The organism is Methylocystis sp. NC52PC (genome assembly GCF_055698645.1).
This window is the reverse complement of sequence record NZ_CP170127.1, coordinates 1,991,904-2,014,736: the sequence shown is the minus strand read 5'-3', so window position 1 is coordinate 2,014,736 and position 22,833 is coordinate 1,991,904. Positions and strand designations below refer to the sequence as shown.

Genomic DNA, 22,833 nt, shown 5'->3' with positions numbered 1-22,833 from the left:
CTTACAGCTCCTTGACGGCAAGCAGGGGGTTCAGACGTGCGAAAGTGAACACCGGCCCATCCCGGCAAATGAAGGTCGGGCCGAGCTGACAATGCCCGCAGTGGCCGATTGCGCACTTCATATTGCGCTCCATCGAGAGATAGATGCAGTCCTCGGAAAGACCCCGGTCAACGAGCGCCATCGCGACGAAACGCATCATCACTTCCGGCCCGCACACCATGGCGATTGTCGCCGAGGGGTCGAACGCCTGTCTCGAAATCAATCCAGTGACGACGCCCACATGGCCGCGCCACTCGGGGCCCGCGTGGTCGACGGTCACCTCGACTTCCATGTCGAAACGCCCGCGCCAGCTCTCGACCTCGCGGCGGAAGACAATGTCGTCCGGCCGACGGGCGCCAAAGAGAAGCGTCACCTTGCCATAGCGCGCGCGTTCGCCGAGGAGGCGGTAGAGCGCAGGACGCAGCGGCGCGAGCCCGAGGCCGCCGGCGACAAGAAGGACGTCCTTGCCCTCTGCCTGCGCCATCGGCCAGCCGACGCCGAACGGTCCGCGCACGCCGATCGGATCCCCTGGCGCAAGCTTGGTCAGGGCGCGCGAAACGGGGCCGACGGCGCGGATCGTATGGATGAGCGGGCCTATGGCGGGGTCCCCGCTCACGCTGATCGCAGCTTCGCCGACGCCGAAGGCCGTCAGCATGTTGAACTGACCGGGCGCGTAATTGAAAGGCGCGCCGTCCGCCATTTCGAGTTCGAGGGTCCAGGCGTCGGGCGCATCGTGACGGCGGCGCCGCACATGGGCGACGCGCGGCGCCATTGGGGGCGCGGCGGAGGCGGGCTTGAGAACACCTGCCGTGTCAGACATGAGCGCCGTAAAGGTCGAGGAACTGAAGCCGCGTCGCATGCAGGCGCTCGAGTAAGACGGGCATGAGACGCTTCATGATGGCGTATCCGAGGTCATGGTCGGCCTCGCATTTATTGCGCAGGCAAAGCGTGTCCATGGCGATGACGCGCGCGCCGTCGAGCGCCCTGGCGTCGCAGGTCCATCGATAGGGGGGCACAAGCCAATTAACGCCGAACACTTCGCCCGGGCCGAGCGTGAGGAAGGTGCTGGCGCCCCGCCCCGGCGCGGAAATTTGCAGCGCCACGCGCCCCTCTCGCAGCAAATAAAAATGATCCGCCGCCTCGCCTTCGTGGAAGATGAACTGCCCTGCCTCGAAACGCGCGTTTTTGGCGCAGCCGCAGGCAAGGGCGACAAAGCCCTTGTCGAGATCGGTGAAAAAGGGATGCTCGGAGAGGATGCGTTCAAGGTTCTCCAAGGCAGTGCCCTCCCGCTTTTTCGCTCGCGCTGATGGCGTGGGTCTCTTCGGTGATGTCGATGCCGACCGGGCACCAGGTGATGCAGCGGCCGCAGCCGACGCAGCCATAGGTTCCAAACTGTTCGTGCCAGGTGGCGAGCTTATGGGTCATCCATTGGCGGTAGCGGGACGACACGCTCGGCCGCACGGCTCCGCCGTGGATGTAAGAGTAATCCATAGTGAAGCAGGAGTCCCAGCGCCGATCGCGCGACGACTCGACGCCGAATAAATCATTGTGCTCCTCGACCGTCGTGCAGAAGCAGGTCGGGCAGACCATCGTGCAATTGGCGCAGGACAGGCAGCGCTGCGCCACCTCCTCCCAGCGCGGATGCTGAAGGTTGCGCATGAGAAGCGCGGGCACGTCTTCAGCCGGCATGTCGCGCCCCATGGTCGCCGCCGTATGGGCGACGACAGCCTCGGCGGCGTCAAGCTCTTCCTCGGTCGCCGCGCGGCCCGGGAGTTGCGCGAGCGCTTCCGCCCCCGCCTGGGACCCTGCTTCGACCAGGAAGAGATGGGCGCTTTCAAAAAGCAGTTCGGTGAGCACGAGATCGAAACCGCGCGTGACCTTGGGGCCTGCCTCCATCGACACGCAAAAGCAGGTTCCGCCCGCCTTGCCGCAATTCACGGCGACGAGAAAGGCGCCCTCGCGCCGCGCGGCGTAATGTGGATCGACGTAGGAGCCGCCTATTAACACCCGGTCCTGAATGGCGATGGCGGCGAGTTCGCAGGCGCGAACGCCGAGGAAGGCGACGTTCTGTGGGCTCGGGGCGTCAGCCTCGACCGTCACCTCGGTCCCTTTTCGCACGGCGCGCCAGAGGCGCAGCGCCGGGAGATGAAGAAATTTTTTCCACGAATGCGGACCGACCGCATAGCCGAACAACGCCCCGTCGTCGCGCTGCGCCAAGGCGTAGCGCCCCGGCTCCTGCTCGTCGGTAAAGCCTCTCGGCAGGTCGGCGACGCCCTCGATTTCGTCGTAGACGATCGCGCCGTCGCTCACGGCCGGGCCAATGACTCTGCGGCCCTGCTGGCGCAACAGGTCAATGAGCGCCTGTAGTCCGCCGGCGTCGATGACGCGCGGCTCCGGGCGGGGAGTGATCTCGTGCATTGGATCGGGATTCTGTGCGAAGGCGTCCTGATCGGCAAGTCGCTATCGGCGATTCGCCGCGAGAAATAAGAGGGGAGAGACCTTGCTTGCGCTTTGTTACGAAAGCTTGACGCCGGAGCGCGGCGATCGCGGAGGCGGCGACTCACAAAAAATCAGCGCCGCCGCCCAGGTTCGGGCGCCGGCGCGAAAATCTACGCCAATGCGACAAAGTCGCCCGGCGGACTGCGTTCTTACTTCGAGGCCGCCGATTTCAACTTCGAAAGCGCGCGGATCTTAACGCGCACGCTCGCGGGCTTGGCGGCGGCCTTAACCATCTCGCCCGTCGCCGGGTTGCGCACGAGCGTGCCAGCCTTGCGCGCCGGCACCTTGCGCAGCGTCACTTTCAGGAGACCCGGCAGGGTGAATTCGCCCACGCCTTTGGGATGAACCGAACCGAGGAAAACCCCTTCGAGCGTCGCATAGACGGCCGCGGCCGTCTTGCGCGGAAGGTCGTTTTGCTCGGCGATATAATTGATCAACGCCGATTTCGTCATGGTTTCCTTCACCGGACGAACGGCGGGCGCCTCGGCCTTGCTGACCTTCGTGGTCGCGGCAGCCTTGGTGGTTTTTGCCTTGGCCATCAGAATTCTCTCCTCGTCGCGATCGGCCGCCACATGCTGCGAGCCTGAGCCAACAGAGCAAATTGCTAACGATTTACATAATGATTCGCAATCGAACCGTCACATTCGCTTATGTTTTGCCCTCATTTTTGCACGGCGCCGCGGGGCGCGCCGCTCTTACGCGGCTCAAAACAGGCGGTCTCGAGAGGCCGGCGGCGCGCCCGCGCCTTGGCCCCATCCCCTTTGTTTGCTAGCCTTTCGCAGCAAATGACAGGCTCTGCGGCGGGGAGGCGGCGACAATGACAGTCCTGGTCGTCAACGGAAAATCGGTCACGTTGGACGTCGAAGAAGACACGCCGCTGCTCTGGGCGGTTCGCGAGAGTCTCGGGCTGACCGGCTCAAAATATGGCTGTGGGATCGGGGCCTGCGGCGCCTGCACGGTCCATGTCGATGGCGCGGCCGTCCGCTCGTGCGCCGTGACCGTCGGCGAGGTCGCCGGCCGTCGCGTGACGACGATCGAAGGCCTTGCCGAAAACGGCCTGTTGCATCGCGTGCAAAAGGCTTGGATCGACGTCGACGTCCCGCAGTGCGGCTATTGCCAGAGCGGCATGATCATGGCTGTCGCCGCCCTGCTCGAGGAAAAGCCGCAACCCACCGACGCCGAGATCGACGCCGCCATCACCAATATCTGCCGATGCGGGACCTTCCAACAGGTGCGCGAGGCCATCCACGCCGCGGCCAAGGCCTGAAGGAGACCGGCATGAGCAACGCCTTCCCCATGAACCGGCGCAACTTCGTCGTCGGCGGCGCAGCGCTCGGCGGCGGCCTCTCGCTGGGCCTCGCAGAGCCTTTGCGCGCCGACGCAGCCGAGGCGCCGGAGATCAACGCCTGGATCGTCGTCAAGCCGGACGACACGGTCGTCATCCGCATCGCGCGCGCCGAAATGGGACAGGGGACGCTGACCGGCCTCGCCCAGCTCGTTGCGGAGGAGCTCGATTGCGACTGGTCCAAAGTCACGACCGAATTTCCGACGCCCGGCCAGAGCGCCGCGCGGGGCCGCGTCTGGGGCGACTTCGTGACGGGTGGCAGCATGGGCGTGCGCGCGTCGCAGGACTACATGCGCAAAGGCGGCGCCGCAGCGCGACACATGCTGATTCAGGCGGCGGCCGACGCCTGGAAGGTTCCGGCGGCCGAATGCAGCGTCGACAAAGGCGTCATCGTCCATGCCGCCTCCGGCCGCTCCACGACCTATGGCAAGGTGGCGGAAGCCGCGGCCAAACTCGCGCCGCCCGCCGACGTTCCGCTCAAGGATCCTCGCGACTGGAAGATCGCCGGCAAGGCGATGAAGCGTCTCGACACGCTGGACAAGACAACCGGCAAGACGATTTACGGGATCGACGTCAAGCTGCCGGGGATGCTGAACGCGGCGATTAAGGCCTGCCCCGTCTTTGGCGGAACGCTGAAAAGCTTCGACGAAAACAAGATTGCCGGGTTTAAGGGGATCAAGAAAGTCCTGCGCGTCGGCGACAATGCGGTCGCCGTCGTCGCCGACAGCTGGTGGCGCGCCAAAACTGCGCTCGACGCGCTGCCGATGGTCTGGGACGAAGGCGCCAACGCCAAGACCTCCAGCGCCGACACGGCGAAATGGCTCGCCGAGGGGCTCGATCCCGCGCAGCCCGCGGTCGTGGGCCACAAGAAAGGCGATGCGCCGGCGGCGCTCGCCGGCGCGGCGAAGATCGTCGAAGCTGTCTACAGCTATCCGCATCAGAACCACGCCGCGATGGAGCCGCTGAACGCGACGGCGCTTTATACGCCCGAGAAATGCGAGGTCTGGACCGGCACGCAGAACGAGGAAGCCGCCCGCCAGGCGATTGCCGAGGCCACGGGGCTTCCGATCGAGAAATGCGACGTTCATCGGGTGATGATGGGCGGCGGCTTCGGCCGGCGTCTCTTCATGGACAATGTGCGTCAGGCAGCGCTGATCGCAAAGGAATTTCCGGGTACGCCGGTGAAGCTCTTGTGGTCCCGGGAAGAGGATATGACCCATGGGGCCTATCATCCGGTCACGCAATGCCGGCTCGTCGGGGCGTTCGACGCCGACAACAGGGTGACCGGCCTTCGCATGCGCATTTCGGGGCAGTCGATTTCCGCGAGCGTCAGGCCCCAATGGGTCAAGGATGGCGTCGATCCGGCCGTTTTCCAGGGGCTGGCGGCGACGGGCGAGGCGCAGTTCGGCTACGACCTGCCCAATTTGCTGATCGAACACGCCATGCGTAATCCGCCCGTGCCGCCTGGATGGTGGCGCGGCGTGAACATCAACCAGAACGCCATTTATCTTGAATGTTTCATCGACGAGCTGGCCCATGCCGCGGGCGCAGATCCGGTGGCCTTCCGCAAACAGCTCCTGGCGAAACAGCCGAAACAGCGCGCCGTCGTCGAGGCGGTCGCCGAGCGGGCCGGCTGGGAGCAGCCCGCGGCCGAAGGCGTCTATCGCGGCGTCGCCTGTTTCATGGCCTTCAACAGCTTTGTCGCCGCGGTCGCCGAGATCACGGTGTCGCCCGCCAACAAGATCAAGATCAGCCGCATCGTCGCCGCGACGGACCCGGGCCATGTCGTCAATCCGGCGCAGATCGAGCGCCAGATCGCCGGCTCCTTCGTCTTCGGCCTTTCCGCGCTCTTTTACGGCGGGATCACCGTCAAGAACGGGCGGGTCGAGCAGGAGAATTTCGATGCTTACGATTCGATGCGCCTCAAGGACATGCCGAAGGTCGAAAGCGTCTTGGCGCCGAGCGGCGGTTTTTGGGGCGGGGTCGGCGAGCCAACGATCTGCGTTGCGGCGCCGGCCGTGCTCAACGCCTATTTTGCGGCGACCGGCAAACGCATCCGATCCGCGCCGCTAAAGGACCAACAGATCAGCTTCGCCTGATCTGGCCGCGGAGACGGTCGAGATCGCTTGGGACGTCGACGTCATTCAAGACGTCGTCGTCCACTGGGAGCTCGATCACGCCGTCCAGCTCGCTCAGCAGGCGCTTGGCGCCTTCGTCGCCTTCGAGCGCCATCAGGCGCGGGAACAGGCTCTTGGCGAGCAAAGCCGGATTGCCGCGGCGGCCGCCCTGCACCGGAACGATCGCCGGGGCCTCGGGCGCTTTCTCGAAGGCAAAAATCAGCCCGTCGATCAGCCCCGACGAAACGCCCGGCATATCCGCGAGCAGCACGATGACGGCGTCTGCAGCGGCGGCCGCGGCAAGACCCTTGCGCAATGAAGAGGCGAGGCCGCTAGCGAAGTCGGGGTTATGCGCAAAGGACAGCGGGAGCCCCGCGAGCGCCGCCTCGATCTCCGGCCGGCCATGGCCCGTCACGACGATCGTGTCGCGGGCCCGCGAAGCGAGCGCCGCCTCGGCCGCGCGCCTGACGAGCGGCCGCCCATCGAAATCGGCGAGCAGCTTGTTGCTCGCCCCGCCGAAACGAGAACCACGCCCGGCCGCGAGCAGAACGACGCTGATCCACGACGTCACGCTCAAGCGCCGCAGCTTACGAGCCGGCCGGCCGGCTCCGGCGCCTGCACGCTGCGCAGCGGCTTTTGCCCGCGCGCGAGGATGAGCTCCGAGAGGATGGACACGGCGATTTCCGCCGGGCTCACGGCGGCGATGTCGAGCCCAATGGGGGCGCGGAGCCGCTCGATGGCGGCTGAGGGGACGCCGTTCGCCGTCAACCTTTGAAGTCGCCGGCCGTGCGTCGCACGCGAGCCGAGGGCCCCGACATAGAAACAGTCGGACGCGAGCGCGAGTCGCAAGGCCGAATCGTCTATTTTCGGGTCATGGGTCAGCGCTGCGACAGCGGTGTAAGCGTCCAGGCCGATCGCAGGCAACGCCTCGTCCGGCCAGCGCAGATCGAGCTGTGCGCCAGGGAACCGTTCTCGCGCCGCATAGGCGGCGCGCGGATCAACGATGACGACGTCGAAGCCCGCTATTGCCGCCATGGGGGCGAGCGCCTGCGCCACATGCACGGCGCCGATGAGGATGAGCCGGGGCCCAGGCCCGTAGAAACGCACGAAAAGCCGCCGTCCCCCCGAGTCGACCGGGCCGCTCGCGCCAGCCCGCAACATCGCGCCGAGCGCGACTTCCAAAGTGGCGTCGGCGATTTCCGCCACCCGCAGAAGGCGAGCCGCGCCGCCATCGGGCGAGACAAGCAGCGCGCAAGGCCGCCTCGCGGCGGTCTCGGTGATAATCTCGGAAAGCAAAGCGGACCGGGCGTCGTCGACGCGTTCGACATAGACGACGATCCGCCCCCCGCAAGAGAGGCCGGCGCGCCAAGCCGTCTCGTCGGCGACCCCAAATTCGAGACCGCGCGGCGCCCCGTCGGCAATGCAATCGAGGGCGGCGGCGATGACGTCCCCCTCCACGCACCCCGCGGAGACGGAGCCGCAAAACAGGCCGCCCTCCTCGACAACGAGATGCGATCCCGCCGGGCGCGGCGCGGAGCCGAAGGTCTCCGCCACTGTGGCGATGGCGACGCCGCGGCCTTCTCGCCGCCAGCTTTGCGCCTGGCGCAGGATCTCTTTTTCGTCGACAGGCGCGGACAGATTCGAGCGGGTCACGGATCGCCTCTACGGGCTGGCCAGCGGCTCTCGCCGCGGACCGTTATGGATATAGGGGATGCGCGGGACGACTCACGCCTGAAGCGTGGCGCCCGTGACCATGCCGTCCTCGAACCAGCTCGCGAGAAATTGCGCCAGCCGCTCCGGCTCGATGTCGCCGGCTTGTTGGAATGCGGCCATTTGGCAGATGTCGCCGAAGGCGCGCCCTGCCCGCGCCTCGTTCAGGGCCAAATACTCATCCGAATCAAGTTCGCGAAAAACCGACTCCTCGTCGCAACGCCAAACGGCCGCGGCTTCAAACTCCTCCCCGCCGCCGCGCTCCTGGGCCTCGGGCGCATCCTCGTCGCTCTCTCGGCTTTCCCCGTTCATCGCCTGATAAGCGGCGAATGTGCCCGGGGCGAGCTGCAGCACGAACAGGCTCGGGTGAAAACCGAAAACGAGACGGGGCGACTGCTCGGCGGGGAAGCCGGCGAGCGCCTGAATGGTCAACGGCTCGGCGTTCGGCGCGTCAAAGGCGTCGACGATGGCCCGCTCGAAGAGCGCCATGGACAAAACCCGACCATCCTCCCGCCATTGGGGATGCGCGCGAATGTAATCTGGCAGGCCGGTCGTATACCAGCGGGCGTTGCGATCCTTGGGCGGGTTAGCCGAGACATAGTCCCCGATGAGCGTCTCGAAGCGCTCCTCGCCCAAAAGGGCGCGCAGGCCAGGGTAGTCCTCGTGGAGAAAGCTTTCCAGCCGGACGCGGTAGCCCGACTGATAGACATGCAGCAGCTCGTCCCGCGCCGCGCCGCGCCGGGATTCTCGCAGCTGGGCGATGAGCGGCGCGTCGCCCTCGCCCGGCCCGGCGAGCAGGCGCGCCTGGAACAGGGTCTGAAAGTCCGAAAGCTTCATGCGGCGCTCAAGGCCCTTTCCGCCGCCAGGCGGGCGTCGATGTCGCGCATGCGCTGCAACTCGTCGAGCAACTCGGAGAAGGGCGGGAAATTGTCGTCCCGCTCGATCATTGCGGAGACGTCGCCGAAACGGCGGCGCGCCCGTTCGTATAGGGTCCAGACTTCGTCGCAGACCGGCTGGTCGTGCGTGTCGACGCGATGCGTGCCCTTGTCGGTATGGCCGGCCATATGGAACTGCACGACGCGCTCGACGGGAACGGCGTCGACAAAGGCCTCGGCGTCGAAGCCGTGATTGAAGCTGGACACGAAGATATTGTTGATGTCGAGGAGCAGCAGGCAATCGGCGCGCTCGGCCATCTCCCGCACAAACTCCTGCTCGCTCATCTCGGAAGAAACAAAAGACACATAGGTCGAGGCGTTTTCGACGACGAGCGGGCGTTTCAGATAGTCCTGCACCCGGCAGATGCGCTCGACGATATGATCGAGCGATTCGCGTGTGTAGGGGATCGGCAGCAGGTCGTGGAGGTTGAGGCCGTGCACGCCAGTCCACGCGACATGGTCGGAGACCCAGGCCGGCTCGACGCGCTCGATAAGCTCCTTGAGCCGGGCGAGATAGGCGAAATCCAGCGGATCGGTCGAGGCGAGCGACATGGAGACGCCGTGCATGACGACGGGGTAGTCGGCGCGGATACGGTCGAGCATGGACAGCGGACGGCCGCCCTCGACCATGTAATTCTCGGAAATGATTTCGAACCAGTCGACCGGCGGTCGGGTCGACATGATTTCATCGAAATAGACGGGCCTCAGCCCGAGACCATATCCCAGCGGCGCAGGCTTTTGCATGCGAATTCTCCCGCCTGAAAAACCACTTCCCCGCCTCAGGCGAGAGAGCTTGCGCCGGACCCGCGGGGGTCCGGCGCACGACCGTTACTTGGAGTGGCACTTGCTCTTCATATTGCAGTGGCCCTTGTGGTGATGGCACTGCGCCTTGTGGTGGCAGCGGGCCTTGTGATGGCAGGTGCCCTTGGCGCCGCAGTGGGACTTGGCGTGGGTGGCCGAGACATGCGCATGGGCCGGCGCGACCGCCGCGCCGTTGAGGGCGAGCGCGAAAGCGGCGGCGGCGAGCGCCGAACCGGAAACGACCTTGGTCTTCATAAGTTTCTCCTCTGCAAAACGCCCTCGTCCGGGCTGAAACGGCGCCCCTCCCGGGTCTCCGGGAAGACGTGGCGCCGAAAGGGAATTACTTGCCCTCGGCCGGCTTCGACTCCGCCGGCTTGGCGTCGGCGGGCTTCTCGGGCGCCGGGGCCTTGTCCTCAGTCTTGCTCATGGCCGGACAGCCGTTCTTGCCCCCGCATTTGTGTTTCTCGGCCGCCGCCTTGGGGGCGCGGTGCGCCTTGTGCCTGGCCTCCGCCGGGGGCGCGCCGAGCGCAAGGGCTACCGTGGCAAGGGCGGCCGCCGCGCCGCCGAATATCTTTGCCTTCATTGAGTTCTCCAGAGTGCGGCTGCATCGTTTCGCCGCTCGGGGAGATTAGCAGCTGGCGCCGCTTTCGCTAGCAGATTTTGGCCAAATGGCGAACGAGCTGGCGCGGGATGAATGCTAAGGCTTGTCGCACTGCAATAACTCATATTCTGCAATGCAGCAACAAAGCCGCGGCGGCGGCGCTTGCCGCGAGCGCCGCGCGCTGATAGATAGCAGGCGCGCGAAGGGGTTTTTCCTCCCGCGCAAACCACTTGGTTTTCGTCCTTCGGGCCGCGCCGGCCAGTTCGCGACAGCGAACTTTTCGTCTCCTCGCGCCCTGCGCGGCGCTGAGACGTTCCGATCGTCGAAAACCGACCGTAACGCAAACCTTTCGCCGGCGCCGCCCCGACCGGGGCCCCCAGGAGAAAAAATGTCCGCCACGACCGATCGCGCCCCCACGCGCGAAGATTTTGCCGCCCTGCTCGAACAGAGCTACGGCGATAACGAGGCTTTCGAGGGTTCCGTCATCAAGGGGCGCGTCGTCGCCATCGAGAAGGACGTCGCCGTCATCGACATCGGGCTGAAGACCGAAGGCCGCGTGCCCCTCAAGGAATTCACCGGCTATGGCCGCGATCCCGCGCCGCAGGTCGGCGAGGAGGTCGAGGTCTATCTGGAGCGCGTCGAGAACGCGCTCGGCGAGGCCGTCATCTCGCGCGACAAGGCGCGCCGCGAGGAGAGCTGGGTCAAGCTCGAAAAGGCCTTCGAGACCAATGAGAAGGTCGAGGGCGTCATCTTCAATCAGGTCAAGGGCGGCTTTACCGTCGATCTCGACGGCGCCGTGGCCTTCCTGCCGCGCTCGCAGGTCGACATCCGTCCGATCCGCGACGTCGGCCCGCTGATGAACGTGCCGCAGCCGTTCCACATTTTGAAGATGGATCGCCGCCGCGGCAATATCGTCGTCTCGCGCCGGACGGTGCTCGAAGAGAGCCGCGCCGAACAGCGTCACGAGATCGTCGCCAACCTCGAAGAGGGGCAGGTGATCGACGGCGTCGTGAAGAACATCACCGACTACGGCGCCTTCGTGGATCTCGGCGGCATCGACGGCCTGCTGCACGTCACCGACATCGCCTGGCGGCGCGTCAATCATCCGTCCGAGGTGCTGACCATCGGTCAGACCGTCAAGGTGAAGATCATCAAGATCAATCACGAGACGCACCGCATCTCGCTCGGCATGAAGCAGCTGCTCGAGGATCCCTGGCAGGGCATCGAGGCCAAATATCCGATCGGCGCGAAGTTCCACGGCCGCGTGACCAACATCACCGACTATGGCGCCTTCGTCGAGCTGGAGCCGGGCATCGAGGGTCTGGTCCACGTCTCCGAGATGAGCTGGACCAAGAAGAACGTCCATCCCGGCAAGATCGTTTCGACCAGCCAGGAAGTCGACGTTCAGGTGCTCGAGGTCGATCCGGTCAAGCGCCGCATCTCGCTGGGCCTCAAGCAGACGCTGCAGAACCCGTGGGAGGCCTTCGCCGAGAAGCATCCGGTGGGCTCGACCGTCTCGGGCGAGGTCAAGAACAAGACCGAGTTCGGCCTCTTCATCGGCCTCGATGGCGATGTGGACGGCATGGTCCATCTCTCCGACCTCGACTGGAACCGTCCGGGCGAGCAGGTCATCGAGGAATATAAGAAGGGCGACGTGATCAACGCTCAGGTTCTCGACGTCGACGTCGAGAAGGAGCGCATCTCGCTCGGCGTCAAGCAGCTTGCGGGCGATCCCTTCGCCTCCGTGGGCGGCGGCGAAGAAGGCGGCGACGTCAAGAAGGGCGCCGTCGTCACCTGCGAAGTGATTGAGGTCAAGGATTCGGGCATCGACGTGAAGATCGCCGGCACTGATCTGACGACCTTCATCAAGCGCAGCGAACTCGCCCGTGACCGCGCCGACCAGCGCCCCGAGCGTTTCGCCGTCGGGGAAAAGGTCGACGCCCGCGTCACCCTCTTCGACCGCAAGGCGCGCAAGGTCGCCGTCTCGATCAAGGCGCTCGAAGTCGCGGAGGAGAAGGAAGCCATCGCTCAATATGGCTCGGCCGATTCCGGCGCGTCGCTCGGCGACATTCTCGGCGCGGCCCTGAAGGCCCGCGAAGAGGGACCGAAGAAGGGCAAGAAGGGCGAGGAATAATCCTCTCCGTCAGCGAGACCACAGAAAGCCTGCGCGGACCACGCGCAGGCTTTTTTTCTGCCTTGGCGCGATTTTACCTTGCGTTAACCACGAGGCGAGGCGGCGCCGCTCGTTAACCTTAGTTTTCTGAAAAGCACGCAACATACGGTTGTTGTAAACATGCGCTTGAACGCGCGACGCCGGAGTAGCGTGATGCGTGCGAACACTTTCGACCAAGACGACGCCACGGCGGCCCTCGGCCCGATCCGCGCGCGACCCAGGGGCGTTCGCGCCGCGCTTGGCATGGGCGTCGGGGCCTCTCTCATTCTCGCCATGGCGGCGCTTTTTGCGCGCCACCCCGTCCCTTCCTCGCCTCTGGCCGACGCCGGCGCGCCCGCCACGGCGGAAGCGCCGGCCAAAATTTCGGCCAAGGCGAGCGTCGAGCCGGAGCCGGCCGCGGCGAGCGCCGTCGCCAGCCTCGATATCGAGGCCCCCGAATTCGCGCGGGAGAAAAAGATGGCCACGGTCGGCGACGCCAAGGACGGCGGGCCGCGAATCGACCGGCTGACCGTGGGCCAGTTCGCCATGGGCGCCCCCTTCCTGCGCGTCGACGTCCACCCTGAGCTCGATCCCGCGGCGACGCATACCGATTTCTTCCTCGACATGACCCGCCACGCCCGCGACGCGGGCCTCAATGTCGCGAAGATCGGTCAGCGCGCGACGCTTTCGACGCGCTTCGGCGCTTTCGAAGCCGCCGACATCCGCCTCTCGCAGCCCGGCGGCGAGGGCGTCGAGGCGGCCGAACGCGCCTGCCTTGCGGCGCGGCTCGTGGACGCCAAGGTTCCCCTGGAGATCGCGGGCGTCGTCTGCGGCTCGGCGGCGAAGCCGATCGACCGGGTCGCCTTCGCCTGCATCCTCGACGGGCTGAATTATTCCTCGGGAAGCGACAACAAGGCGCTGAACGACTTCTTTCTCAACGCCGAGATCGCGCGCGGCAAGGGCTGTAACGTGTCACGCGACGACATGACCGCCTCGATCCCGCGTAAGGCCGCCGTAAGCCGCGCAAAGCCGGCGAAGCCCGCGGCGCAGGCGAGAAAGGCCCGCCCCGTGGCGCAGGCGGGGGCCGCGCAAGCTGAAACCGTAAATAACTAAACCAAGGCCGAAGGCGTATCGCTTTGCCGTCCGATCCTATATGATGAGATCGAAGCGTTTGAGCCTGAAGAGGATGGAGATGCGCAAGGGACTTAAGCTTTCGGTGGGCCTCGCCTGCCTGGTCGCAATGGCCGCGGGCGGAGACGCGCTCGCCAAATCGCGCTATCGCCCGCCGGCCTACTCGGTTTCGAACGACGCTTTGCTCGCCTCGAACGGGCGCACGATCGACGTCGAGCGCCGCAGCTGGCTCGATCCGGGCACGAAGGTGCCGGTCGGCAGCACCAATCGCTACATGCTGCAGCAGACTTATTACAACAAGGATCCTGTCCAGACGGCGCAGCGCAGCTGGTACATGCAGGAGACCCTGCCGCAGCGTCCGCCTTACAACGCCGATATGATCGTCCCCTACGACGAAGGCTTTCCGATCGATTGGCTGCCATAAGACGGCGGATCTTCAGGGAATCGCTTGACTCGGGGAGCGCCTTCGTTTAGCTCCCCGGTCAGCCTGACGCGAAATATTCGCGCCGGGCGAGCACCCGTGGCGCTCCTACCGAGCGCCTGTCGGCCGGATATCCGGCAGAGGAGGGCGCGTTCCCAACCCCGGCGCAGCCGGGACCAGCGGGAGACGCGGTTCGATGAGGCGCCAGGGCAAAGGCCCTGACCGCGCGCTTTCGTCTTTTCGCCTCTCGCCGCTGGACGCGACCATGAGAGGACAAGAGTAAAGTGACGAAGCGCGCAGAAGCCAAATATAAGCTCGACCGCCGCCTGGGGCAGAACATCTGGGGCCGCCCGAAGAGCCCGGTGAACCGCCGTGAATACGGCCCCGGCCAGCATGGCCAGCGCCGCAAGGGCAAGCTCTCCGACTACGGCACGCAGCTGAAGGCGAAGCAGAAGCTGAAAGGCTACTACGGCAATATTTCCGAGAAGCAGTTCCGCAAATATTACGCCGAAGCGATCCGCATGAAGGGCGACTCGGGCGACAATCTGATCGGCCTCCTGGAGCGCCGCCTCGACGCGATCGTCTATCGCGCCAAATTCGTGCCGACGGTCTTCGCGGCTCGTCAGTTCGTCAACCACGGGCACATCCGCGTCAACGGCCGCCGCGTCAACATCCCGTCCTACCTCGTGAAGGTCGGCGATGTGATCGAAGTGAAGGAAGCCTCGAAGCAGGCGGTGACGGTGCTCGAATCGGTCGGCCTCGCCGAGCGCGACGTGCCCGAATATTACGACGTCGACCACTCCAAAATGACCGCCAAGCTTTCCCGAGTCCCCCATGCGACGGAAGTGCCCTACCCGGTCCAGATGGAGCCCAACCTCGTGATCGAATTCTATTCGCGCTGATCCTCCATCAGCGCACACAGAACGTCGGCGTCAGCATGGCGACATGCTGGCGCCTTTTCTTTTGCAGGAAGCCGCGCGCTCAGCCGTCTTGCAAGGGAAGCACGACGCGAACGATGAGCCCGTGCGGTTCGCGATCGAGAAGTTCGACCCCGCCGCCGTGATGCTCGACGAGCGCGCGAACGATCGACAGGCCGAGCCCGAAGCCGGTGTGATTGCTGATTGTCCTGCCCGGCTCGCCGCGAACGAAGGGCTCGAAGATCGCCGCCTTCTCACTGTCCGGTATGCCGGGGCCGTCATCCATCACGTCGATCTGCAGACCTTCCTCGCCGATCGGGCGCACGTCGATCTCGACGGCCCCGGCATGGTGGATGGCGTTTTCGACCAGATTGGTGAAAACACGCTGCATTTCGGTTAGAGAGCCGAGAATCATATAATGGGCGCCGCCCCGATAATTCACTTTGTAGCCCAGATCGGCGAACTGATCCGCGACTGTCTGGAGAACGCTGTCGATGTCGACGAGCGAATAGTCTGCGCGGTCGCTTTCGGCGCGCAAATGCTCGAGGTTTTTCCGAAGCATCGCGTCCATCAAGGAAATGTCGCGCATCATTCTCGCCCGCAGATCGGGTTCGGAGACGAGCTCCGTCCGCAAGTTCAACCGAGTGATGATGGTTTTGAGATCATGGCTGACGGCGGCGAGGACGCGGCTGCGCGCCGCGATCATGGAGCGGATGCGTTCCTGCATTCTGTTGACGGCGCGCGTCAGCTCCCGCACTTCCATGGGGCCGCGCTCGGCGAAGAGATCATCGCTTTCGCCACGATCCGGGAATTGTTCAGCGTGCCGCGCGAGTCTTACGAGGGGCGCGACGATTCCGTCCGACGCCCACACGACGAGAACCGTGGTGCACAGGAAAAACAGAATGGCCGACAACGCCCAAGGCGTCAGGAAGAAGGGCGTCCCAGGCTCCGGCTCCCAGAACCATCGCCACACCGATCGCGGCGGCTTGCGATGCTGATAAATTGAAATGAGCGCGTAACCCCCCTTGCGCAAGGCGGCCGCCAGCACGCCGGGCGCGCCGCCCTCTGGCGCTGACGCGGCGAAAACCTCAGCGTCGGCCCAGAGGTCCGATTTGACGGCGCGAATCTCCCTCGAGAGCTCCCGGTCGTCGAGGTCCACTGAGGCGGGACGCTCCTGCCGAATGTGAATATTGGCGAAGGGAACAGCGTGGGCGAACTCGTCCAGGAGATGGCGCCGCGCGTCGACGGGGGCGGCGTCGACCGCGAGGATGATGCTGGCGACGAAATCCGTCTGATCGACGATATGGCGACGTCCCTCGACGTCGAGCAGGTGAAAGGCGACAAGCACGATCGTCTGAAAGGTCACGATCGCGCCGAGGATCAGCAAGGTAATCTGTCCGGCGAGCCGGTCGGGACCCAAACGCGCAACCATGCTTTGCAAATTCATGAGCGCGTCACCGAAGCCGCGAACATGTAGCCCTCCGACCGCACAGTGAGAATGATCACCGGATTTTTTGGGTCTTTCTCGAGCTTTTGTCGCAGCCGGCTGATCAGAACGTCCACGCTTCGCTCGAAAGGACCGGACGTTGGTCCATGTGTGAGGTTGATCAACTGGTCTCTGGTGAGAATGCGATTAGGGTTCTCGCACAGGGCATGGAGAAGATCGAACTCCGCCCCCGTCATCGCGACTTTGATCCCCTTGGGCGAAACGACCTCGCGGGAGAGAAGCTCTATGCGCCAACCTGCGAAATGATAGGTTTGGCGCGGAAGACCGGCGCCGACGCGATTGCGCGTCTCGGCGCGACGCAAGACGGCGCGGATGCGGGCCAACAGCTCTCGGGAGTTGAAGGGCTTCACGACATAGTCGTCGGCCCCCATTTCGAGTCCCAGGATTTTATCCACGTCTTCGCCCTTGGCGGTGACGATGATGATGGGAAGGGTCTGTTGGGCTCTGACGCGCCGGCAGATTGAAAATCCATCCTCGCCTGGAAGGTTGAGATCGAGCAGCAGGAGATCAAAAGCCCGGCTCGAAAGCGCCGTATCCATGGCGTCGCTGTTGGAGACGGCGACGACGTCCATGTCGTGCTTTTCCAAATACTGCGTGATCAGTTGGTTGATTTCGGCGTCGTCCTCGACGAGCAGAATGGAGGTGCGGGTGGTCATCTCATCGTCGCGCCAATTCTACGAGCTATGCCCCGCTATACCCCTTTCTGCAGGCGCATGTCCCCAAATTGTGGCGGGCGACCACGGTCGAGACACAAAGCAGAAACTACTGAGCCCGTGCGACCTCTGGCTCCCGGTTCCACCAGCCGCCGCCCAGCGCCATGAACAGCCCGGCCGTGTCCGAAAGCCGGGTGGCCTCGGCTTGCACCAGCGACAGCGACGCCAGCAGATAGGCGCGCTGCGCGTAGAGGACCGCAATCTGCGACACCTGCCCGTATTTCATCTGCATGCGCACGATGTCGAGGTTACGCTTGGCGGCGTCCTCGGCCTTGCGGGCGGTGGTGACGGCCTTGGCGTCAGATTGCAGCGCGCGCAGCGCGTCGGTGACGTTCTGGAAGGCGTTGATGACGGTTTCGCGGTATCTCGCATCGGCCTGCTGGAGCTGCGCCTCGGCCGCTTTCTGCTTGTTGAGAAGGGTCATGCCGTCGAAAATCGGCTGGGTGACGTTCGCCGCCGCCATGTAAAGGCCGGTGCCAGGCGTGAAGAGCTCGGCGACCTTGAACGCGCTCGCGCCAAGATTGCCGGACAGCGTGAGATTGGGCAGGCGGTTGGCGACGGCGACGCCGACCGCCGCAGTGGCCGAATGGAGATTGGCCTCGGCCGCCCTGATGTCCGGCCGCTGCGCCACGAGCTGCGAGGGAACGCTGACCGGAACGGTCGCCGGCAGAGCGAAGTGAGACAGCTCAAAGCTCTCGCCCGGCCCCTCGAAGGAAAGGCGCCCCGCGAGCGCGGTAAGAAGATTGCGCTGGAGCGCGAGCTGTTTCTCAAGCGGCGGGAGCGTCTGCTCGGCCTGCGCCAGCGCGGCTTCCTGGGCGATGACGTCGGCCTTGGCGATGGATCCGAAGGAATATTGCCGGTTGAGGATCTCGAGCGACTCGCGAAGAATCGTGAGGATGTTCTTCGTCGCCTCGATCTGCCCGCGGATCGAAGCCTCCTGGATCGCGGCGACGACGACATTGCTGGTCAGGGCAAGCTGCGCCGCCTCGAACTGCCAGCGCTGCTCCTCGGTCTGCGCAACGAGCGATTCCACCGCACGCAGATTCTGGCCCCAGATATCGGGGGTGTAGCTCACGGTGAATTGCTTGAGCAGCAGCGCATAATTGGCGGTCGGCGGGTTCTGGGTGTTCACCGAGGGCGCGTTGTAAAGAACATTGGCGGGGGACGGATAGAGCTGATTGAAAATGACCTGATTGATGCTCGAAAGCGACCTGTTGTTGGACTGAAGATTGGTGCTGTCGTTGGAGTTGAAGAGAAGCTGAGGGAAGAAGCCGCCTTTTTGCGCCTCAGCCGTGAAATAAGCGAAGCGGACGGCGGTCTCGGCGGATTGCAGGCTCGGATTGTTTTGCAGCGCCTCGCGCACCAGCGCGTCGAGCGCAGGGGATTTGAACAGCCGCCACCACTCGGCCGGAATGTCCTTGCCTTCCGCGAAGCGCTGCCCGTCGCCAGGGGAAGACGGGCGTTCCGGCGTGAGATGGCGCGCCTCGGGCGACGTCGGCGAGGCGAAGTCGGGGCCGACAGGAAAGCAGGCGGAAAGAGATCCAGCGCCAAGCGCGATGGCGCTTGCGAGCGCCGCGCCGCGCATCGACAACCAACGCCTTTCGACCGGCCCCCGCCTCATCGCGCCGACGTCCCTTCCCGCACGACGAGCTTTTCGTCGCGCGTCCGGACGAAGCACTCGATCACGAAATAGAAGCTCGGCAGAATGAAAAGCGTCAGCAGCGTCGCGACGATGAGGCCGCCGACGATAACGGTCGCCAGACTGCGTTGAACGTCGCTGCCGACGCCTGTCGCCATCGCAGCCGGTAACATGCCGACGGTGGCTACTGTAGAGGTCATCAGCACGGGCCGGAACCGTTCCGCCGCCCCTTCCATCACGCCGGCTCTGATCGCCGCGACGACATCGCGCCGCATGGCGTCCGGTCCGACCTCTGTGGCCACCCAGCGCGCCCGCGCCGAGGCGATGCGAACGGCGCTCGTGCGATTGAGATTGGCGACCATGATGATGCCGTTCTGAACGGCCACGCCGAAAAGCGCAAGGAAGCCGACGCCCGTCGCGACATTGAGGCTGTCGGTCCGGATATGCAGCGAGACAAGGCCGCCGAGCGTCGCGAGCGGCACGACAGCGAGGATGAGCAACGCATGGCGCAACTTGCCGAAGCCGATGTAAAGGATCATCAGCATCAGCGCCAGAACCGCGCTCAAGATGATCCGCAGCCGCGCCTGGGCCCGCTGCTGGTTCTCGAACTTGCCGCCCCAGACCAGTTTGTAGAGCGCGGGATCGAACGACACGTTTTTGGCGATGCGCGCCTGCGCGTCCGACAGATAGGATGAGAGGTCTCGATTGTCGTAATCGACGCGAACGGTCAGGGCGCGCTTGGTCTTCTCATGAGAGATGGCGCTCTCGCCGTTCTGCAGGGAAATCTTGGCGATCTGCGAAAGCGCAATCTGGGCTCCGGAGGTCGTGTTGACGAGAAGATTGCCGAGCGCCTCGGGGCTGTTGCGCGCCTCCGGCGGAAACCGCACGGTCACATCGTAGCTTCGGTCGTTCACATAAATCTGGCCGATCGGGCTTCCGCCGACGCCAGTCTGAATGAGATTGGCGACATCCGCGACATTGATGCCATAGCGGGCCGCAGTGGTGCGATCGACGTGGAAGGCGATCTGCGGAATTGGCGGTTCCTGGACGATTGAGGCCTGGGTCGTGCCGGGCGTCTCTTTCAGCGTCGCGACGATGTCGCTGGCGATGCGTCGCATCTCTCGCAGATCTTCTCCGAAGACCTTGACGACCAGGGCGCTGTGCGCGCCGCTCACGAGTTCATTCACATTATCGATGATCGGCTGGCTGACGCCGGCGTCGATTCCAGGCAATTGCGTCAACCGCTCATTCAGACGGCGGACGAACTCCGCCTTGGTCTCCCCCGAGGGCCATTCGCCATAGGGCTTGAGGCCGACAGGCGCCTCGATATGGCTCGTGGTCCAGGGATCGGTGCGGTCGTCATTGCGCCCGATCTGCGTGACGATGAACGAGACTTCCGGGAATTCGAGGACGGCGTTTCTGAGGTCGCGCGCCATTTCCTGCGCCTTGCCCATTGAGATGCCGCTCGGCAACTGCACCTGAAGCCAAAGCGAGCCTTCGTCGAGGCTGGGCAGAAACTCCCGACCGATCGTCGCGCCCGCGACGATCACGCCGAACAAGGCGGCGCCGGCGGCCCCGTAAACGATTTTCGGCTTGTCGACGCAGGCGGCGAGCAGCTCGGCGTATTTTTGCTGCAGCCGCTCCAAAATGAAATTGTGGAAGACCTTCGACGGCTTGTGGAAGGCGATATAGGCGAGGCCAGGTACGACAAAGAGCGAGCACAGCAATGCGCCGAACAGAGCGTAGGAGATTGTATAGGCCACCGGCGAGAAGAGCTTCGCCTCCACGCGCTCGAGGCCCAAAAGCGGCAGATAGGCCGTAATGATGATGACAGTGGCGAAGAAAATCGGATTGACGACCTGCCGGACGACGAATTGAACCGCGTCCGTCTCCAAGGGGCGCGTTGGATTGAGTTCGCGCACGCGCAGGATCGCTTCGGTGACGACGATGGCGCCGTCGACGATGACGCCGAAGTCGATCGAGCCGAGCGAGAGCAGATTGGCCGGCAGCCTGGTCAGGTTCATCAAAATGAAGGTGACGCTCAGCGCGATCGGGATCGTCACCGCCACGACGAGCGCGCTGCGCGCGCTGCCGAGGAAGAGCATCAGCACGATGAAGACGAGCGCGACGCCCTCCCCTACCGTATGGCCGACCTTTTCGACGGTCGCGTCGACAAGCTCGTTGCGGTCGAGATAGGGGACGATGCGCACGCCTTGCGGCGCCAGCTCGGCCTGCAACTGCTCCAGCCGCTCATGCACCGCTTTAAGGACCTGCTGGGCGTTTTCGCCCTTGAGCATCTGGACCGTGCCCTGGATAGCGTCCGAAGTGTGGTCCTTGCCGAGAACGCCTTCCCGTTCCTGGCTGCTCATGCGCGGCGTCCCGAGGTCGCGGGTGAGAACCGGCGTGCCCTTGTGCTCGGTGACGACGATATTGCCGAGGTCCTCGAGATCTCGCACAAGCCCGATGCTGCGGATCACATAGGACTGTTCGCCGCGCGTGATGCGGCTGCCGCCGGAGCTCGCGCTGTTGCTGGTGATGGCGTTGGAGATGTCGGAGAGCCCCAGGCCATAGCGCTGAAGCGCCAAAGGATCGACCTCGAGCTGGAACTGCCGGGTGAGGCCGCCAAAGTTCGCGACGCTTGCGACGCCGGGAACCTGATTGAGCGCGGGCACGACGATCCAGCGCTGAATCTCGGACAGTTCGTCCAAGCTCTTCTCGTCGGATTCGACTGAATATCGGAGAATCTCTCCTACCGGACTTGTCAATGGGCCGAGCGTCGGCTGGAAACTCGACGGCAGCGGCGCCTGGCTGACGCGCTCGAGAACGCGCTGGCGCGCCCAGTAATCTTCGACGCCGTCCTTGAACACCAGCGTGATGAGCGAAAGCGCGAAAGTGCTGGTCGAGCGCATCGTCACGAGGCCGGGCGTGCTCGCGAGCGCACGCTCGAGCGGCACGGTGATCTGTTGCTCGATCTCTTCCGCGGCGAGACCCCTGGCCTGGGTTGTGACGATCACCGTCACGTCGCCCACGTCGGGATAGGCTTCGAGCTTGAGCTGCGTCCAGGCGTAGAGGCCGTAGATGAAGACGAGGATCGTCGCCAGAATGACGACGAGGCGTCTCTGCAGACAGAATTCGACGGCGCGCTCAATCATTGAGCAGAACTCCGCCGCGCACGACGATGCGCTGACCCGGCTCGAGTCCGCGGACGATGGTCGACCCTTCGTAATCGCTCTCGATTACCACCGGCCGCCGCTGAAAAGTCCAAGGCGCGACTTCGATGAAGACGCTCGTCGTGTCGTTGACGATGAAGAGCGCGGAACGCGGGACGACGACGCTCTGGGCGCCGGGCGCGTAGAAACGCACCGTGGCGAACATGTTCAGCTTGAACAAGCCATAGGGATTGTCGAAGGAGATGCGCACCTTGTTGCGCCGCGTATCGGCCTCCAGCAATTGGCTGATGACTTGCACGCGACCGGTGAACACCTCGCCGGGATAGGCGAGCAGCGACACCTCGACGCGTTCGTCCTTCTGGACGAACGCGAGGTCCTTCTCCTGAACGCTGGCGGTCACCCAAACTTTCTCGAGATTGGAGATGGTCATCATCGACTCGGTGGCGTTGTCGATGAAATCGCCGGGCGCGGTATCGAGCGAGGTGATGGTCCCGTCGATCGGCGAGGTCAGGACGATCTGCCGCTGGCCGGAGACCGTCCCGCTGTCGCCGATCACTTCTAGACGCGCCTCCGCGCGCTTCAGTTCAGACGTCGCCTGATGGTAGTCGTTCTGCGCCTGTTCCAGCTCTTTGAGCGCCAGGCCGCCGGCCTTATTGAGGCCGACCGCGCGCTCCAGGGCGCTCTTTGTGAGCTTGACGGTGGCGCGGGCTTTCTCGGCGTCCGCGACAGCCTGGGCGAGGTCGCCGGAGTCGATCGTGGCGAGGCGCTGCCCTTTTTTCACGGTGTCGCCGAGCGAGACGTCGAGACCCGCGACGCGACCGGCCACCGGAGCCAGAATCTTCACGGTGCGGGTCGGATCGGCCTCGACGGTCCCCGTGACCAATTTGCTGCGGCTAATGCTTTTTTGCTGCGCCGGCGCAACGGCGACGCGCGCCCGATAGGGCGAGCCCTCCGGAATAAAGATTTTCCCTTGGCTTCGAATGATCTGGGTCCGCTCGCCCATTCCGCCGGCTTGATGAGGGGCGGTGGCGTTCCCGCCGCCTCCGGACCGCGCAATCCAGAGCGCGCCGGCCAGAACCCCGGCGGCGATGGCTCCCGCCAAGACACGTTGGTAGGGCGGCAGCTGGCGAAGGATT

General features: G+C 64.7%; 21 protein-coding genes. 6 read left to right on the top strand and 15 right to left on the bottom strand.

Annotated elements, in window-relative coordinates:
- Nucleotide 1: 1 nt before the first annotated feature.
- The 4 genes from ACETII_RS11690 to ACETII_RS11675 all read right to left on the bottom strand — a co-directional run bounded on the left by ACETII_RS11690 (nucleotide 2) and on the right by ACETII_RS11675 (nucleotide 3,077).
- A complete protein-coding gene (locus ACETII_RS11690; protein ID WP_472785586.1) occupies nucleotides 2-859 on the bottom strand; it encodes an FAD/NAD(P)-binding protein in 858 nt (285 codons plus the stop codon).
- A complete protein-coding gene (locus tag ACETII_RS11685; protein WP_363346090.1) occupies nucleotides 852-1,313 on the bottom strand; it encodes a cyclic nucleotide-binding domain-containing protein in 462 nt (153 codons plus the stop codon). Before ACETII_RS11685 ends, ACETII_RS11690 begins: the two co-directional genes overlap by 8 nt.
- The gene (locus ACETII_RS11680; RefSeq protein ID WP_472785585.1) at nucleotides 1,300-2,457 is read right to left on the bottom strand and encodes a 4Fe-4S dicluster domain-containing protein; all 1,158 of its coding nucleotides are present in this window, start codon (nucleotides 2,455-2,457) and stop codon (nucleotides 1,300-1,302) included. Before ACETII_RS11680 ends, ACETII_RS11685 begins: the two co-directional genes overlap by 14 nt.
- A 230-nt stretch (nucleotides 2,458-2,687) precedes the next feature.
- Nucleotides 2,688-3,077, bottom strand: coding sequence for an HU family DNA-binding protein (locus tag ACETII_RS11675; RefSeq protein ID WP_363346086.1), 390 nt, complete (start codon nucleotides 3,075-3,077; stop codon nucleotides 2,688-2,690).
- A gap of 278 nt (nucleotides 3,078-3,355) precedes the next feature.
- Here ACETII_RS11675 and ACETII_RS11670 point away from each other — a divergent pair, with 278 nt between their 5' ends.
- Both ACETII_RS11670 and ACETII_RS11665 read left to right on the top strand, forming a co-directional pair.
- Nucleotides 3,356-3,805: a (2Fe-2S)-binding protein gene (locus tag ACETII_RS11670; RefSeq protein ID WP_472785584.1), complete on the top strand. Its 450-nt coding sequence runs from the start codon at nucleotides 3,356-3,358 to the stop codon at nucleotides 3,803-3,805.
- 11 nt (nucleotides 3,806-3,816) lie between these two features.
- On the top strand, nucleotides 3,817-5,982 hold the full coding sequence (locus ACETII_RS11665; protein WP_363346082.1) for a xanthine dehydrogenase family protein molybdopterin-binding subunit: 2,166 nt from the start codon (nucleotides 3,817-3,819) through the stop codon (nucleotides 5,980-5,982).
- Here ACETII_RS11665 and ACETII_RS11660 read toward each other — a convergent pair.
- The 6 genes from ACETII_RS11660 to ACETII_RS11635 form a co-directional block, all read right to left on the bottom strand.
- Nucleotides 5,969-6,571: a nucleotidyltransferase family protein gene (locus ACETII_RS11660; protein ID WP_472785583.1), complete on the bottom strand. Its 603-nt coding sequence runs from the start codon at nucleotides 6,569-6,571 to the stop codon at nucleotides 5,969-5,971. The two genes, ACETII_RS11665 and ACETII_RS11660, sit on opposite strands and share 14 nt — an antisense overlap.
- Before the next feature lie 2 nt (nucleotides 6,572-6,573).
- Nucleotides 6,574-7,653, bottom strand: a complete 1,080-nt coding sequence (locus tag ACETII_RS11655) for an XdhC family protein (protein ID WP_472785582.1) — start codon at nucleotides 7,651-7,653, stop codon at nucleotides 6,574-6,576.
- A 72-nt stretch (nucleotides 7,654-7,725) separates the two neighbouring features.
- Complete coding sequence (locus ACETII_RS11650; protein ID WP_472785581.1) at nucleotides 7,726-8,547, bottom strand: HvfC/BufC family peptide modification chaperone; 822 nt, start codon at nucleotides 8,545-8,547, stop codon at nucleotides 7,726-7,728.
- Complete coding sequence (gene bufB, locus ACETII_RS11645) at nucleotides 8,544-9,389, bottom strand: MNIO family bufferin maturase (protein WP_363346074.1); 846 nt, start codon at nucleotides 9,387-9,389, stop codon at nucleotides 8,544-8,546. Before bufB ends, ACETII_RS11650 begins: the two co-directional genes overlap by 4 nt.
- An 84-nt stretch (nucleotides 9,390-9,473) precedes the next feature.
- Complete coding sequence (locus ACETII_RS11640) at nucleotides 9,474-9,701, bottom strand: hypothetical protein (RefSeq protein WP_363346072.1); 228 nt, start codon at nucleotides 9,699-9,701, stop codon at nucleotides 9,474-9,476.
- A gap of 85 nt (nucleotides 9,702-9,786) precedes the next feature.
- Nucleotides 9,787-10,029: a hypothetical protein gene (locus ACETII_RS11635; RefSeq protein ID WP_363346070.1), complete on the bottom strand. Its 243-nt coding sequence runs from the start codon at nucleotides 10,027-10,029 to the stop codon at nucleotides 9,787-9,789.
- Between the two features lie 406 nt (nucleotides 10,030-10,435).
- On the opposite strand from ACETII_RS11635, the gene rpsA reads away from it, so the two are divergent.
- The 4 genes from rpsA to rpsD all read left to right on the top strand — a co-directional run bounded on the left by rpsA (nucleotide 10,436) and on the right by rpsD (nucleotide 14,653).
- Nucleotides 10,436-12,181 carry a 30S ribosomal protein S1 gene (gene rpsA / locus ACETII_RS11630; RefSeq protein ID WP_363346068.1) on the top strand — a complete coding sequence of 582 codons (1,746 nt, stop codon included), beginning with the start codon at nucleotides 10,436-10,438 and terminating at the stop codon, nucleotides 12,179-12,181.
- A gap of 192 nt (nucleotides 12,182-12,373) precedes the next feature.
- A complete protein-coding gene (locus ACETII_RS11625) occupies nucleotides 12,374-13,312 on the top strand; it encodes a hypothetical protein (RefSeq protein WP_472785580.1) in 939 nt (312 codons plus the stop codon).
- A 79-nt stretch (nucleotides 13,313-13,391) separates the two neighbouring features.
- Nucleotides 13,392-13,754: a hypothetical protein gene (locus ACETII_RS11620; RefSeq protein ID WP_363346064.1), complete on the top strand. Its 363-nt coding sequence runs from the start codon at nucleotides 13,392-13,394 to the stop codon at nucleotides 13,752-13,754.
- A gap of 281 nt (nucleotides 13,755-14,035) precedes the next feature.
- The gene (gene rpsD, locus ACETII_RS11615) at nucleotides 14,036-14,653 is read left to right on the top strand and encodes a 30S ribosomal protein S4 (RefSeq protein WP_363346062.1); all 618 of its coding nucleotides are present in this window, start codon (nucleotides 14,036-14,038) and stop codon (nucleotides 14,651-14,653) included.
- 79 nt (nucleotides 14,654-14,732) lie between these two features.
- On the opposite strand, the gene ACETII_RS11610 is transcribed toward rpsD, so the two are convergent.
- The 5 genes from ACETII_RS11610 to ACETII_RS11590 all read right to left on the bottom strand — a co-directional run bounded on the left by ACETII_RS11610 (nucleotide 14,733) and on the right by ACETII_RS11590 (nucleotide 22,700).
- A complete protein-coding gene (locus ACETII_RS11610; protein ID WP_472785579.1) occupies nucleotides 14,733-16,100 on the bottom strand; it encodes an ATP-binding protein in 1,368 nt (455 codons plus the stop codon).
- 11 nt (nucleotides 16,101-16,111) lie between these two features.
- Entirely contained in the window at nucleotides 16,112-16,831 is a 720-nt protein-coding gene (locus tag ACETII_RS11605) for a response regulator transcription factor (protein ID WP_363346058.1), read from the bottom strand.
- Nucleotides 16,832-16,937: 106 nt separating this feature from the next.
- Nucleotides 16,938-18,473 carry an efflux transporter outer membrane subunit gene (locus ACETII_RS11600; protein ID WP_472788154.1) on the bottom strand — a complete coding sequence of 512 codons (1,536 nt, stop codon included), beginning with the start codon at nucleotides 18,471-18,473 and terminating at the stop codon, nucleotides 16,938-16,940.
- A gap of 32 nt (nucleotides 18,474-18,505) precedes the next feature.
- Nucleotides 18,506-21,679 carry an efflux RND transporter permease subunit gene (locus tag ACETII_RS11595; RefSeq protein ID WP_472785578.1) on the bottom strand — a complete coding sequence of 1,058 codons (3,174 nt, stop codon included), beginning with the start codon at nucleotides 21,677-21,679 and terminating at the stop codon, nucleotides 18,506-18,508.
- On the bottom strand, nucleotides 21,672-22,700 hold the full coding sequence (locus ACETII_RS11590; protein ID WP_472785577.1) for an efflux RND transporter periplasmic adaptor subunit: 1,029 nt from the start codon (nucleotides 22,698-22,700) through the stop codon (nucleotides 21,672-21,674). Before ACETII_RS11590 ends, ACETII_RS11595 begins: the two co-directional genes overlap by 8 nt.
- Between the last annotated feature and the right edge of the window lie 133 nt (nucleotides 22,701-22,833).